At 66.0% G+C, this 12,883-nt stretch carries 9 protein-coding genes and 1 rRNA gene; 4 read left to right on the forward strand and 6 right to left on the reverse strand.

Going from position 1 to position 12,883, the window contains the following annotated elements; all coding sequences use genetic code 11:
- Nucleotides 1-178: 178 nt before the first annotated feature.
- Nucleotides 179-2,509, reverse strand: coding sequence for a coiled-coil domain-containing protein (locus AC1DRE_RS10410; protein WP_476984551.1), 2,331 nt, complete (start codon nt 2,507-2,509; stop codon nt 179-181).
- A gap of 218 nt (nt 2,510-2,727) precedes the next feature.
- Nucleotides 2,728-3,534: a glycoside hydrolase family 25 domain-containing protein gene (locus tag AC1DRE_RS10415; RefSeq protein ID WP_476984552.1), complete on the reverse strand. Its 807-nt coding sequence runs from the start codon at nt 3,532-3,534 to the stop codon at nt 2,728-2,730.
- A gap of 121 nt (nt 3,535-3,655) precedes the next feature.
- Here AC1DRE_RS10415 and AC1DRE_RS10420 point away from each other — a divergent pair, with 121 nt between their 5' ends.
- The 4 genes from AC1DRE_RS10420 to AC1DRE_RS10435 all read left to right on the forward strand — a co-directional run bounded on the left by AC1DRE_RS10420 (nt 3,656) and on the right by AC1DRE_RS10435 (nt 7,504).
- Complete coding sequence (locus AC1DRE_RS10420) at nt 3,656-4,138, forward strand: helix-turn-helix transcriptional regulator (RefSeq protein ID WP_476984553.1); 483 nt, start codon at nt 3,656-3,658, stop codon at nt 4,136-4,138.
- A gap of 10 nt (nt 4,139-4,148) precedes the next feature.
- Nucleotides 4,149-4,559 (forward strand): VOC family protein, encoded by a 411-nt coding sequence (locus AC1DRE_RS10425; protein ID WP_476984554.1) that lies wholly within the window; start codon nt 4,149-4,151, stop codon nt 4,557-4,559.
- A 125-nt stretch (nt 4,560-4,684) separates the two neighbouring features.
- Complete coding sequence (locus tag AC1DRE_RS10430) at nt 4,685-6,403, forward strand: helicase HerA-like domain-containing protein (RefSeq protein WP_476984555.1); 1,719 nt, start codon at nt 4,685-4,687, stop codon at nt 6,401-6,403.
- 108 nt (nt 6,404-6,511) lie between these two features.
- Nucleotides 6,512-7,504, forward strand: a complete 993-nt coding sequence (locus AC1DRE_RS10435; protein WP_476984556.1) for a hypothetical protein — start codon at nt 6,512-6,514, stop codon at nt 7,502-7,504.
- A 115-nt stretch (nt 7,505-7,619) separates the two neighbouring features.
- On the opposite strand, the gene AC1DRE_RS10440 is transcribed toward AC1DRE_RS10435, so the two are convergent.
- The 4 genes from AC1DRE_RS10440 to rrf form a co-directional block, all read right to left on the reverse strand.
- Nucleotides 7,620-9,650, reverse strand: a complete 2,031-nt coding sequence (locus AC1DRE_RS10440) for an NHL domain-containing thioredoxin family protein (RefSeq protein WP_476984557.1) — start codon at nt 9,648-9,650, stop codon at nt 7,620-7,622.
- Nucleotides 9,650-11,809 (reverse strand): bifunctional copper resistance protein CopD/cytochrome c oxidase assembly protein, encoded by a 2,160-nt coding sequence (locus AC1DRE_RS10445; protein ID WP_476984558.1) that lies wholly within the window; start codon nt 11,807-11,809, stop codon nt 9,650-9,652. Before AC1DRE_RS10445 ends, AC1DRE_RS10440 begins: the two co-directional genes overlap by 1 nt.
- 133 nt (nt 11,810-11,942) lie before the next feature.
- The gene (locus AC1DRE_RS10450; RefSeq protein ID WP_028271010.1) at nt 11,943-12,227 is read right to left on the reverse strand and encodes an HU family DNA-binding protein; all 285 of its coding nucleotides are present in this window, start codon (nt 12,225-12,227) and stop codon (nt 11,943-11,945) included.
- A gap of 581 nt (nt 12,228-12,808) precedes the next feature.
- Nucleotides 12,809-12,883: ribosomal RNA gene (gene rrf, locus AC1DRE_RS10455) — 5S ribosomal RNA — on the reverse strand; the annotation flags it as partial.

Below are 12,883 nucleotides of genomic sequence, written 5' to 3' on the forward strand. Positions count from 1 at the left end.
CTTTCGTAGCGGAGCTGTGGCGGTCCGTTCCGGTGGCGGAACAGGCACACTGGCGACAACGACGGCGGCGGCCGGGTTATTTCTGGATGTCGCCGTGGCGCCGGACACGCAGGAGGGACCGCCCTGCCCGGCGACCCCTCGCTGCGTTTTAGCTCACCTGTGCTAGTTTCCCGCTGCGCTAGGCCACGCAGCCCCCGAGGGCGATCTGCCCGTCGATGGCAGCGATCTGGTCCTGGACGCTGCCAAGTTGGGCCTGGAGGGTTTTGACTTTCGCCTTCTGCAAATCGACGGCATCCTTGTTGACCTTCTTTTGCGCGGTCAGAGTGTTGAGCTGGCCCAGGGCGGACGTAACCTGCTGGTCCAGTGCCGTCAGCTGTGCCTGGAGCGTCTTGAGTTGAGCCTCCGTGGCGCTAATCTCGCCGTTGAGCTTATTGAGCTGGTCCAGCAGTGGAGCCACCTGGGTCTGCAGACGCAGCACGTCAGCTTCCTTGCCTGAGATCTGCTCGTTGAGGACCGCCAGCTGGGCGACCAGGGTGTCCAGCTCCCCGTTCAAGCCCGCGATCTCACCCTGCTTGGTCACAACCGATGCGTTGGCGTTGTCCACGGCGGATTGGAGGACCGGCAACTCGTTTTGGAGCCCGCTGACCTCTGCCCTTTTGGCCTCGACAGCCGCATTGGCAGCTGCAAGGGCACCGTTTGCTTCGGCCAGCTTGGTCTGGAGCCCGCTGAGAACGTTCTTCTGTTCCGCGACTGCGGCTTGGGCTTCAGCCACGCCCTGGGTCAGTCCCGGAAGTGCAGCCTCCAGGTCCGCCACTACCGTCTCCTGCGCCGCTACGTTGGCTGCGGCCGTAGCCGCGGCATCCTTGAGCGCGGGCAGCTGACCCTCCAACACGCTGAGTTCTCCCTGCTTGGCAGTGACAGCGGCATTGGCATCGTTGACCGCAGTCTGGAGCGCCGGAACCTGGCCGTTGAGCGTCGCGATCTCGCCTTCCTTGGTGGCGACAGCGGCGTTGGCTGTGGTCAGCGCGGCCTGCAGCGGCGCCGCCTGCTGTTGCAGGGCGCTGCTTTCCTGCTGCTTGGCCAGGAGCTGGGCGTTGAGGGTGTTGACTGAATTCTGCAAAGTGGTCAGATCACCCTGGTACCCGGAAATTTGGGCGTTCTTGGTGGTGATCTGGCCGTTCACGGTGGTCAACTCGGCCTGTTTGAGGGCGCGCTCATCCTGGAGATTCCGCTTCTTAATTGAGTTGCCGTTGATGGCATCGATTTGAGCCGTCAGGTTGGCGATCTCGGCCTCCAGCGATGCCTTGGTGGCCTGCAGCGCCGCGAGCTGGGACTGTGCTGTGGTCAGGTCAGCCTGCTTGGCCGTGACCGCGGCGGTTGCGGCGGTTAGCTGTCCCTCCAGGGTGGCGATCTCCGCGCTGGCGGCGGCAATCTGGTTGGTGTTGGCTGCGAGAGCCGACGCCGCGGCCGCCGCATTGGCCTGCAGCGAGGTCAACTCCGTCCGGGCCTGGGTGATCGCAGCGTTCTTGTCGGCCAGGGCATCCGCCGCTTGGCTGGCGGCAGTTTGCAGCGCGGCGAGTTCGCCCTGCGCCGTGCCGATCTCTGCGTTCCTGGTGGCCACAGCATCAGCCGCAGATTGGGCAGTGGACTGCAGGGTAACGAGTGTGGCTCTTGCTTCCGCAACCTTCGCCTGCTGGGCCTCCAGCTGCGCCTGCGCGGCCTCCCCCGCATCTTCGAGCCGCGTCAGCTCGGCTTCCGCGTCACTGACCGCCGAAGCGGCCGCGGTAACCGCTGCCGCTGCGTCGTCCGCGACCGCCGTGAGGTTTGTCAGGTCGCCCTGAGCCTCCACAATGTCGGCGTTTTTTCCTGCCAGCGCGTCAGCGGCGGCGTCGGCTGCCGCCTGGAGCCCCGAGAGTTCGCCTTCGGACGCGCTGATCTCACCCTTTTTCTCTGCCTCCTGGGCTTCTACGGCAGCTTTCTGCTGCTTGAGCTGCGCAGCCTCGGCCTGGGCCACGCCAAGCTCCTCCTGCAGCGGCGTGAGTTGAGCTTCGGTGGTGGCTATCTCTGCCTTGAGTCCGGCCAGAGCCTTCTCGGTATCCGCGACCGACTGGGCCGCGTTAGCCTGGGCGACCAGGAGTCCGGCCAGCTGGGTTTCCGCGGAGCCTGCGTCCGTTACCAGCTGCTTTTCCTCTGCCTCAAGGTCCGCAATAGCTTTGTCTGCCGCGGCGATCTCCGCCGTCAGTCCGTCCGCCTTCGTCTGCAGCCCGGCGCGTTCGGCCTGCAGGGATGCGATGAGAACGGCATTCTTGCGCGCCGCCGCCTTGAGCAGGTTCTCCTGCACGGTGCCGCGGTGGGCAAGCTGGTTCACCACTCCGTTGCAGATGCCTGCTGTATCGGTTGCCGCTTGGGAGGCCGGGGCCAGCACCAGCATGCTGGTCAGGACACCGGGGAGCACGACGGCGGCAGCGAGCCGACGGACGACGACGGATGTGGTGGACGCTTGTTGCATGGGGACCCCCGGGGTGCGAGACGGGATCTACGGCCATCGTTGGCCGCAAATGTAGTCCCGATGCTAGGGGCGTCCGCCCGGGAAGACACCAGTAGATTCCACTCGACTTTGGTTGTCTTCGTACCTGTTTCGTGAACGCAGTACTCGTTTCTAACTGGAGTTAGCTAGAGGTTGATCGGTGCACTTCTGTCACACGATTCACGCGGTAGCAGCCCGGGTTACTTGCAGGCGTAGTTGTAGTCGAGGCCACCGGAGACATACTGCGTCAGCGCCACGCGACTGCCCGGGGTGAGCCCTGACAGGGAACAGTTCGACTTGGCGCCGTTCAAGGTGCGGGCGCCGGCAAGCCAGCTGGGAAGCCCGGCCAGGCTACTCGTTGAGGGAACGGTGCCGGCGATCTGACCCCACTGGTACCCGGTGGAATAGATCCCGACGTCGGCGCCGATGCTTTCGAAGTAGGCAGTCATGCCCTCAAGGTCGGCCCGGTTGGCTTCCTTGTCCGGCTGCCAGCTGTTTTCCGTCTCCACGTCCAGCCACCAGAAGTAGTCCTCCGGGTCGTCCACCCCACGCAGCACGGCGTCGTCGTAGGCTTTGGCATAGCCGTACATGTAGGCGCAGGCCTTGTCATTCTTGCCCTCGCACTTCCCGTACGGGTTGTCCACCACAGTGCCTGAGTAGAAGTTGGACGAGGGCCACCAGGACCCGGCCAGCCCCGGATTGGCGGTGTTCACGTACAGGGCGACCCGCGGCTGGGAGGTCGCCTGCGGATATTTGATGGTCAGGGCCGCCCAGTCCAGCTGCGCCTCGAGGCACGGGTTCGTGGTGTTCGCGAGCCCGTTGTTGACGCCGACAATTGCGAAGGCGAGTCCGGAGGGAAGGGTCTTGCCGCACTGCGGCCACGAGACGTCAATGCCCACCGGATCGGCAGGCCGCGGCGGCGCCGCCGTCGCAGGTGCTCCGCCAAGCACCGCGAGGGCAACGGCGGTGGCAACGGACAGAACCATCTTCAGCATTGATGCGGCCATACCAAAGTCTACTGCGGAGGCCTTGGGCAGGCCGGTCAATTCACGGCGCGGCCTGCCCAAAAAGCAGGCAGTCGCTCGGCCCACCGTGGAAAACGCCGGGACCGCGGCGTACGCTCATGGCATGAACCCACAAGAGCTCGCCAACCTGGCGCACCTGCGCCGGGCGCGGGACCTGATCGACAGGGACTTCGCCCACGCCTTGGACATCCCCACCATGGCCCGCAAGGCCCTGATGTCGCCGGCGCACTTTTCGCGGCAGTTCCGGGCCGCCTACGGCGAGACCCCGTACAGCTACCTGATGACCCGCCGGATCGAGCGGGCCATGGCACTGCTCCGCGGCGGCATGAACGTGACCGACGCCTGCATGGCCGTGGGCTGTACGTCGCTGGGTTCCTTCAGCTCGCGCTTCACCGAAATCGTGGGAGAACCGCCCAGCGCGTACCGGGCCCGCGAGCACAGCGCGGTGGAGGCCATGCCCGCCTGCATGGCGAAGATCCGGACGCGGCCCACCCGGCACAGCGCCGCGAGCGGGGCGGACGCCGGGACCGGGGACGGTGCCCAGGCGAGCAGGATTCGAGAAGCGATACTCATGCCAGCCGAATAGCGTTAGTGGCATGAACATTTCACTCCAGTACTGCAACATCACAGTCAACGACACTGAAAAAGCACTCGTCTTCTACCGGGACGCCTTGGGCCTCGAGGTGCGCAACGACGTCGCCTCCGGCGGATTCCACTGGGTGACGCTCGGCAGCGCCGCCCAGCCGGATCTCGAGATCGTGCTCTCCGAACCGCATGCCGGCCGCTCGCAAGAGGACGGGGACATGATGCAGGAGCTCCTCACAAAGGGTGTCTTGCCGATGCTCGTTTTCCGCACGGACGATCTGGACGCAACGTTCGAGAAAGTCCGGGCGTCCGGCGCCGAGGTAATGCAGGAGCCCATCGACCAGCCCTGGGGTCCTCGCGACTGCGCCTTCCGGGATCCCTCCGGCAACATGGTCAGGATCTCGCAGACTCCGACGGCGTAACTCTCCACTTCCACACGAATCCCCCGCCGGATGCTCCGGCGGGGGATTCTGGTTTGATGGGCCCTGAACCCATCAAATTCCTGGCTTTCACGAAAGATCTGGAGCCGCGCGGCTAAGCTGTCGGCATGGCCATGAAATCCACCGCAGATAAAGTCGCCACCATCCAAAAGGGGTACACCCTGGAAGGCGCCACCATCGAGCTGGGAGCCGCCATCGTCGACGGCGAACTCCACAAGGATGCCCCCGTCCGGCTGCCCCTGGCCATGATGAACAGGCACGGGCTGGTGGCCGGTGCAACAGGAACGGGGAAGACCGTCACGCTGCACATGATGGCGGAGCAGCTGTCCACTGCCGGGGTTCCGGTGTTCCTGGCCGACATCAAGGGAGACCTGTCCGGGCTGGCCACCGCGGCAACGGGCAGCGAGAAACTCAAAGCGCGCACGGACAGCATCGGCCAGGCATGGGCGGGCAAGACTTTCCCGGTGGAATTCCTGGCCCTCGGCGGGGACGGTAACGGCATCCCCGTCCGGGCCACCATCACATCCTTCGGCCCCATCCTGCTCTCGCGCGTCATGGAACTCAACGACACCCAGGAATCCAGCCTCCAGCTGGTCTTCCACTTTGCAGACAAGAACAACCTGGAACTGATCGACCTCAAGGACCTCAGGGCCGTGATCCAGTTCCTCACCTCGGACGAGGGCAAGGACGAGCTCGAGGAGCTGGGCGGCCTCTCCAAGGCGACGGCCGGCGTCATTCTCCGTGAGCTGGTGACGCTTGAGGCATTGGGTATGGAGGCCTTCTTCGGTGAGCCCGAATTCGATACCGCCGAACTGCTTCGCACGGCTCCCGACGGCCGCGGCGTCATCACCTGCCTGGAACTGCCCACGCTGCAGACCAAGCCCATGGTGTTCTCCACCTTCCTGATGTGGCTGCTCGCGGACCTCTTCGAGGACCTGCCCGAAGCGGGTGACCTGGACAAACCGAAGCTGGTCTTCTTCCTCGACGAGGCGCACCTGCTGTTCAACGACGCCTCCAAAGCGTTCCTGGAGGCCATCACCACCACTGTCCGGCTCATCCGGTCCAAGGGCGTGGGGATTTTCTTCGTCACCCAGACGCCGAAGGATGTTCCGGCCGATGTCCTGGGCCAGCTGGCCAACCGCATCCAGCACGCGTTGCGGGCCTTCACTCCGGAGGACGCCAAAGCCCTGAAAGCCACCGTGTCCACGTTCCCGGTGAGCGATTACGACCTCGAAGAGACACTCACGTCGGCCGGCATCGGCGAAGCCGTCGTTACGGTGATGAATGAGAAGGGCGCCCCCACGCCGGTTGCATTGACCCGCCTCCGGGCACCGGAATCACTGATGGGTCCCAGCACCGATGAGCTGGTCAAGAGCACCTCGGCCGGTTCCGCCCTGCTCGTGAAGTACGGCACGGCGGTGGACAACATCTCCGCCTACGAGAAAATCTCCGGAAAGTCCGCCGCCAGCACCGGAGCTGCAGCCCCAGGCCAGCCGCCCACACCATCCACGGGCGTCTTCGTGCCCAACAGCCCCGTTCCCGGAACCATGGACCAGACCGCCGTTGACGCAGACGCCCGCCGCATCGAGGAAGAAATCCTGGGCCGGCCCAGCAGCAGGCCGGCGCCGGATCGGGCCCGGCGCGCGGAGCGCACAGCGCCCCCGGCCCCGCAGGAACCAGGCGGAGGAATGGTGGGCGACCTCGCCGGAGCCCTGGGCGGCGCGCTCGGCGGTGGCCTCAAAAGCATGGCCCGCTCGCTCGGAACCCAACTGGGCCGGGAGCTCTTGCGGGGCGTTTTCGGCACCTCCTCCAGACGCCGCCGTTAAGGTCGGCAAGCCGCCGTCGTACCGTCCGGAAGCAGCCGTGCGGTGTCACAAGGGACGGCCTCCACACCTGCTTTCAGGCGCCTTGCAGGTAACGTAAGGTGCGTGCAGATGAGTCAAGCGTTGGTGAGGATCGCGGCCGGGTGGCTGTTGGGCCTTATGCTTGCCATCGCCGGAGCCGTGGTGGCGGTCAACCTGGTGAACGCGTCAGTGGCCGGTCCCGAGCAGCCCGTACGTGAATATCTGGACGCTTTGCAGAAGGGCGAAGGCGAAAAAGCGCTGGGTCTCCTGCGCGCTTCCGTGCCGCAGAGCGACGCCGCCATGCTCGACGGAACAGCGCTGCAGACGGCCGCTTCCCGCGTCACCAACGTGAAGTTCGGCGAGACCCAGGAGCGTCCCGGAAACCAGGTCATGGTCCCCATGGAATACACCATCGACGGCAGCAGGCTGAGCACGGAGTTCCTGCTGGAGCGGACCGGGACCGAATGGCTCTTCTTCAACAAGTGGGCGTTCGTGCCGGCAGCACTGCCTGTCCTGGAAGTCACCGTGGTCAACTCCAGCCAGGCAACGCTCAACGGCGTGCCGGTGAACATGCCCAACGGCCGCAATTCCTTCGCCGTCTTTTATCCCGGCGAGTACGAGGCCAGCCTGAACGGCGAATACTTCGCAGCGCCGGCCAGCCGTGCCACGGTGTCCGGCCGCGACGTTCCAACGGCCCCGCTGAGCCTCCTGACGCAGGCCACCCAAGGGCTGAAGGACGCCGTGGGCTCCAAGGTCAAGGAATTCCTGGATACCTGCGCCGCGGAAGCCGTCAAGGAACAGAAGCTCCAGCCAGACTGCCCCTTCTACCACGCCACGTTCAACCGGGTGACGCCGGGAACGATCAAATGGAGCATCAGCGAGTACCCGAAGGTGTCCATTGAGCCCTTCGGCGGCCGCTGGGTGGTGGCCCCGCTGGACGGGAAGGCCCGGTTGGAGGCCCAGCAAACGGACCTGTTCAGCGGCGCCGTGACCGACCTGAACGTGGAACACGACTTCAGCTTCACCACGCGGCTCGACGTCGACGGCGACACCATCAGGGTCACCCCGCTCCTCAGCTACTAGGCCGCCGGCGGTTCCTTAGCTGGTGCCGCTCGTCGTCGCTGACAGAACTGGCCCGGCTCCCAACCCCCAGGGGGTCGAAAGCCGGGCCAGTACAACATCCATGGACGGCGGAGCCTCAGTCCATCCCGCGGAGGTCCAGGACCAGCTCAGTGTCGCCGTCGGCCTGCAGGACCACCGGGATGCCCCAGTCCTGCTGGTACAGGTGGCAGGCCGCGTGATCGGGGATCTCGCCGTCGGCCGTTTCGGGGCCGTCACAGGCCGCGGCGCGCGCCGTAATGTGCAGTATGCCCTCCGGAACGTCAGAGGAGAGCTCCAGCGTCCGCTGCAGCCCCACGGACGTGCCGCCGCCGGCAACCAGCAGCTCGGGCGGGGTGGAGGAGATCTTCAGCTGCGTGGGGTCGCCCCAGCGGTCGTCGAGCTTCTGCCCGGTGGGCGCCGTGAAGCGGACCGTGAGCTCCAGCGTGCCGGGGGCAACGGGGCTCTTGGGCCGGTGCGTCTGCACTGCGCCCTCGTCCACCTGCTGCGCTTCCTTGGGGATGGGCACGTAGACCAGCTGGTGCTTGTTTGCTTCCACCACCACCAGCAGCGGCTCAGAGCCTGCCACGTGCGTGTGGTCCACAATCACGTCGGACGGCTCGGACAGCCCCCGGGCAAGGGTGGACACGGTTCCGGTCGCGGGGTCGTAGCGGCGGACGGCGCCGTTGTAGGTGTCAGCAATCGCCACGGAGCCGTCGGGCAGCACGGTGACGCCGAGCGGGTGCTGCAGCCGCGCCTCAGCGGCCGGTCCGTCGCGGAAGCCGAAGTCGAACAGGCCCTTGCCGACGGCGGACTCCACGGTGACCGTACCGTCGTCGTCAATCACCAGTTTGCGCAGCGCGGACGTCTCGGAGTCAGCCACCCAGATGTTGCCGTTGGCGTCCTCGGCCAGCCCGGACGACTGGGCGAACCAGGCTTCGTGGGCGGGGCCGTCCAGGAGGCCCTCCAGTCCGTTGCCGGCCACGATGGACACGCCGCCGGTCAGGGGGTCGAAGCTGAAGATCTGGTGGACACCGGCCATGGCGACCACTACGGCGTTGAGCTTGGCGGACCACACCACGTCCCACGGCGAGCTCAGCGCAACGTCCAGGGGATGGTCGCCGAGCCGTCCGGTGAAGCCGGCCGCGTCCTCGTCCACGCGGGCGGGCCCTGTTTCAAGCAGGCGCTGCACGCCGCTGCCGACGAGTGTGGTGACGGTTCCGTCCGCGAGGCACAGCCCGCGCAGGCGGTGGTTGACGGTGTCGGCAATCACGACGTCGTAGCCGGTCTTCGCTGCCACGTCTTCCGGCAGGAGGACAAGGCCCTGCGGCTCGTTGAACTGAGCGGTGGGCTTGACGGAGTCGACGTCGGCGCCGGGGCCGTCAGCGTGGCCCTTGGTCCCGGAGCCGTAGGTGCGCAGCACCGTGTGGAAATCAGTGTCCAGCTCCACCAGGCGATGGTGACCGGTGTCCGTGACCAGCCAGGAGCCGGCGTCGGGAGTCCCGGCGTCGGGAGTCCCGGCGTCGGCTTCCGCGCTGGCTGGCTTTCCGGCAGAGGTTCCGCGGCCCGCGGGGAGGAAGAGTGCTTTGCCCGGGAACCGCAACGTGCCCGACGTCGGCTCCGGCGCCACGTACGGGCCGTTGCCACGGTGCAGGGTCCCCTTCGCCTCGTGCTCGGCGATGAGTTCCGGGATCAGCACGGACAGGCCGTCAGCGTGGCCTTCGCCGGACAGGTGGGCCACGATGTAGCCCTCGGGGTCGATGACCACCAGCGTGGGCCAGGCGCGGGCCGTGTAGGCCTTCCAGGTTTCCAGCTCGGGATCGTCCAGGACCGGGTGGTGGATCTCGTAGCGCTCCACGGCGGCGGCGAGGGCGACGGGATCGGCCTCGTGCTCGAACTTCGGGGAGTGGACACCCACAGTCACCAGGACGTCGGAGTACTTCTCTTCGAGCGGACGCAGCTCGTCGAGGACGTGCAGGCAGTTGATGCAGCAGAAAGTCCAGAAATCCAGGAGCACGATCTTGCCGCGCAGGGCTTCGAGGTCCAGGGACTTCCCGCCGGTGTTCAGCCAGTTACGGCCCACCAGTTCGGAGGCGCGGACCCGGAGGTGGGTGCGTACGGTTTCGCTCATCAGCGTCCTTCCAGCTTTGAGTTGCGTTCAGCCAGCTTGGCGTCGCGTTCAGCCAATTTGGCAAACATATCGTTGTAAGCGGTGAGATCGGCGTCGTTATTCCTGTCGGCCGCCCGGTCGGTCCGTTTGGACTCCCGTGCGTCGGAGCGGGACCACATCACGGCGACGCCGATGGCCACCAGGAGGGTGGGTACTTCACCGATGCCCCAGGCCACTGCGCCGCCCATCTGCTGGTCCAGCAGCGCGGACGGCCCCCAGGCCCGGCCCAGGTTGCCGAAGTAGTCCGCTGCCAGCAGTCCGGTCCCGCCCATGATCGCGACACCGAAGAAGGCGTGGAAGCCCATGGTGGCCAGCAGGAGCAGCAGCCGCATGGGGTAGGGCGCGCGGCGGGGCAGCGGATCCGTGCCGATCATGCTCAGCACGAAGATGTAGCCGGTGAGGGCGAAGTGCAGGTTCATCAGTTCGTGGCCCACGTGGTCGCGCATGGCGTAGCCGAAGGCGTCCGAGTAGTAGAACAGCACAATGGAGCCCGCGAAGTTGGCGGCCGCGAACAGCGGGTGCGTGACCAGTTGAGAGAGCTTGGAGTGCACAAACAACAGCAGCCACTCACGGATACCGCGTGACCCGTCGCCGCGTGCCGGCAGGGCCCGCAGCGCGAGGGTCACGGGGGCACCGAGCACCAGGAAGATCGGAGCCACCATGGTGAGCGCCATATGGTCCACCATGTGCGCGGAAAACAGCACCCGGCCGTAGACCGACGGCGGGCCGGACGTGATGTAGGTAAGGACCAGGAGCCCGATCACCCAGTTGACGGTGCGGAACCAGGACCATTTGTCACCCCGGCGCCGGACCTTGGCCACGCCGAGGACGTAAGAGACCAGGCCAAAGACGGCGATGGCGATCCACAGCCAGTCCAGGCGCCATTCCGTCAGCCAGCGTTCCGGGGTCAGTTCGGGCGGCAGTTCATAACCGGAGAGAATAAAGGCCGGCGACGCGTCCGGGGCGAACGTGGTGGGCTGCGGCGGGGCCGATCGGCCAAGTGCGACGGCAATGCCGGACGTTGCGCCCATGATCAGCAGTTCGGCAATGACCAGCTGCCACAGCACTCGACGGGAGGACAGTGCGGCGCCCTTGCGGTGGAGCTGCGGGATAACCCACTGGCGGTGCATGAGGCCGATGGCCCCGAGCATGAGCGTGGCCACGGCCTTGGCCAGCACCATTTGCCCGTATGCGGATCCGAACAGATCGTGCCAGCTGGTGATCCGAATGCTCGCGTTGATGACACCGGAGGAGAAGACCAGCACGAAGGCGAATCCGGCCAGAGCGGAGAACCGGCGGAGCGTGGGCTCGGTGATGTCTGACTTGGCGCCGGCGCTGGCGCTGGTGTTGCCTCCGGTCAGGATGCCGGACAGGACGGCCAGCATGATGATGCCGCCCACCCATGCGGACACGCCGACCAGGTGCAGTGCCAGGGAGTTGATGGCGCCTTCATGGTCGCTGGAGCTCGAGGAGTGGCCGATCAGCGCGATGGGCACCATGCCCACGAGCGACAGCACAAGGGTGATGGCCAGCCCGGTCAGGGAACGCACACCAAACAGTGCGGTGGTTACGACGGCAGCCACGATGGTGACGGCGAGCCAGGCGCGGCCGGTCTCGATGTCCGTCATGAAGTAGACCAGAGCACGCGTGAACTCGGCGTCGCCGGAGAGGGACTGGCCTGCCACGTCCGAGTAGGTCAGCACCAGCACTGCTATCGCGGACAGCGTCCACGCAGCGCCGGCAGCCGCCGCCACAGCCAGTGCTCTGGAGAACGCCGGGTGCTCCGGGGTGCTGGTGTCCTTCGACCGGGAACCGTTGGCGTTGCGCGGCAGGATGCCGACGGCGAAGATCAGGCCGCCGATCACTGTAGCCAGGGAGACGTTGTGGAGGGCCTTGCTGATGGGGAGCCCCCAGCGGATCAGGGCTCCGGGGTCGGACACCTCGCGTGCCGCGGCCGCTCCTGAGAACAGGAGGGCTGCTGCAAGGCCTAGGAAGAGCGCTGCCACGCCCGCGAACTGCCACGGCCGGGAAATGCCCGCCGCGCCGCCAGCTGCCCCAGTCTTTCCCGGCTGGGGGGAAGGCTGCGGAAGGGTGGGGCGGGATTTTGCTGCTGAGGGCACCTATCCATTGTCCGCTACGGGTGCCTGCGCCGCGAATCGGAGGGTTGGCTGCTGACTGGCGTGTTTGCGGTTAACGCAAAGGGAGCGGCAACCCTGAGGTTGCCGCTCCCTTTCAAGCGTTGGACGCCGGATGCTACTTCTTGGAGACAGCGGCCTTCAGCTTGGAGCCAGCGGTCAGCTTGACGCTGTGGCCAGCGGCGATCTGGATGGTCTCGCCGGTCTGCGGGTTGCGGCCGGTACGGGCTGCACGGTCGGTGCGCTCAACTGCGAGCCAGCCCGGGATGGTGATCTTCTCGCCCGCGGCGACAGAGGTCTCGAAAACCTCGAACAGTGCATCCAGCACGGAGTTGACGGCTGCCTGGCTGGTGCCGGCCTTGCCTGCTACCTCTGAAACAAGTTCACTACGGTTCTTAGCCATTGATGTCCTCCTGGACGGTCATGATTTCTGGAGCCTGCACGCGGCATGCGTACAAGCCACTGTTCGAAAACTTACCAGCTTGCCGCGGTCAGGTCCGCAAATTCCGCGTGTTTCCGCCATTTTTTGAGGTAAATCACCGGTTTCTAGGCCTTTCGGGCCCTTATTTCGCCATCAGCGGACGCTCCCCCAGCTTCCCCGGCGAACGGCCGGGCAACCTCCTCAGCGTCCGCCGCCCCCTCCGCTGTCCGCCAGGGCGACGCTCTCTCACTTTTTGCGGGAAATTCCCGGATGCTCTCTCAGTTTTCGGGGGGAATTCGTGGATGCTCTCTCAGTTTCCGTTGATTGACGACGGCGGTGGTCGCCTTGGGTGCCCGGCCGGCCTGTGGAGGGGGTGAGAGAGGGTTGCCCGGAAAGGGCCCGGGATGTGAGAGAGGGTCCTGGTTTTTGGTGCAGGATGTGCGAGAGGGTCCTGGTGTTCCGTGGCCCGGGGTGTGGGTGGTTGAACGGGGTTTTGGGTTTGGCGGGGTGGTTAAAGTGGGAGAGCCTCCAGACTGTGTCTGGAGGCTCTCGACCTAATGGTTGTCCGGCGGTGACCTACTCTCCCACACCCTCCCGGGTGCAGTACCATCGGCGCTGTGGGTCTTAGCTTCCGGGTT

Source organism: Arthrobacter sp. P4_H3, assembly GCF_056400885.1.

Bases quoted from the DNA above. Each gene is read 5' to 3' on its own strand.
- AC1DRE_RS10410 (WP_476984551.1), bottom strand. From the start codon at position 2,509: ATGCAACAAGCGTCCACCACATCCGTCGTCGTCCGTCGGCTCGCTGCC.
- AC1DRE_RS10415 (WP_476984552.1), bottom strand. From the start codon at position 3,534: ATGGCCGCATCAATGCTGAAGATGGTTCTGTCCGTTGCCACCGCCGTT.
- AC1DRE_RS10420 (WP_476984553.1), top strand. From the start codon at position 3,656: ATGAACCCACAAGAGCTCGCCAACCTGGCGCACCTGCGCCGGGCGCGG.
- AC1DRE_RS10425 (WP_476984554.1), top strand. From the start codon at position 4,149: ATGAACATTTCACTCCAGTACTGCAACATCACAGTCAACGACACTGAA.
- AC1DRE_RS10430 (WP_476984555.1), top strand. From the start codon at position 4,685: ATGGCCATGAAATCCACCGCAGATAAAGTCGCCACCATCCAAAAGGGG.
- AC1DRE_RS10435 (WP_476984556.1), top strand. From the start codon at position 6,512: ATGAGTCAAGCGTTGGTGAGGATCGCGGCCGGGTGGCTGTTGGGCCTT.
- AC1DRE_RS10440 (WP_476984557.1), bottom strand. From the start codon at position 9,650: ATGAGCGAAACCGTACGCACCCACCTCCGGGTCCGCGCCTCCGAACTG.
- AC1DRE_RS10450 (WP_028271010.1), bottom strand. From the start codon at position 12,227: ATGGCTAAGAACCGTAGTGAACTTGTTTCAGAGGTAGCAGGCAAGGCC.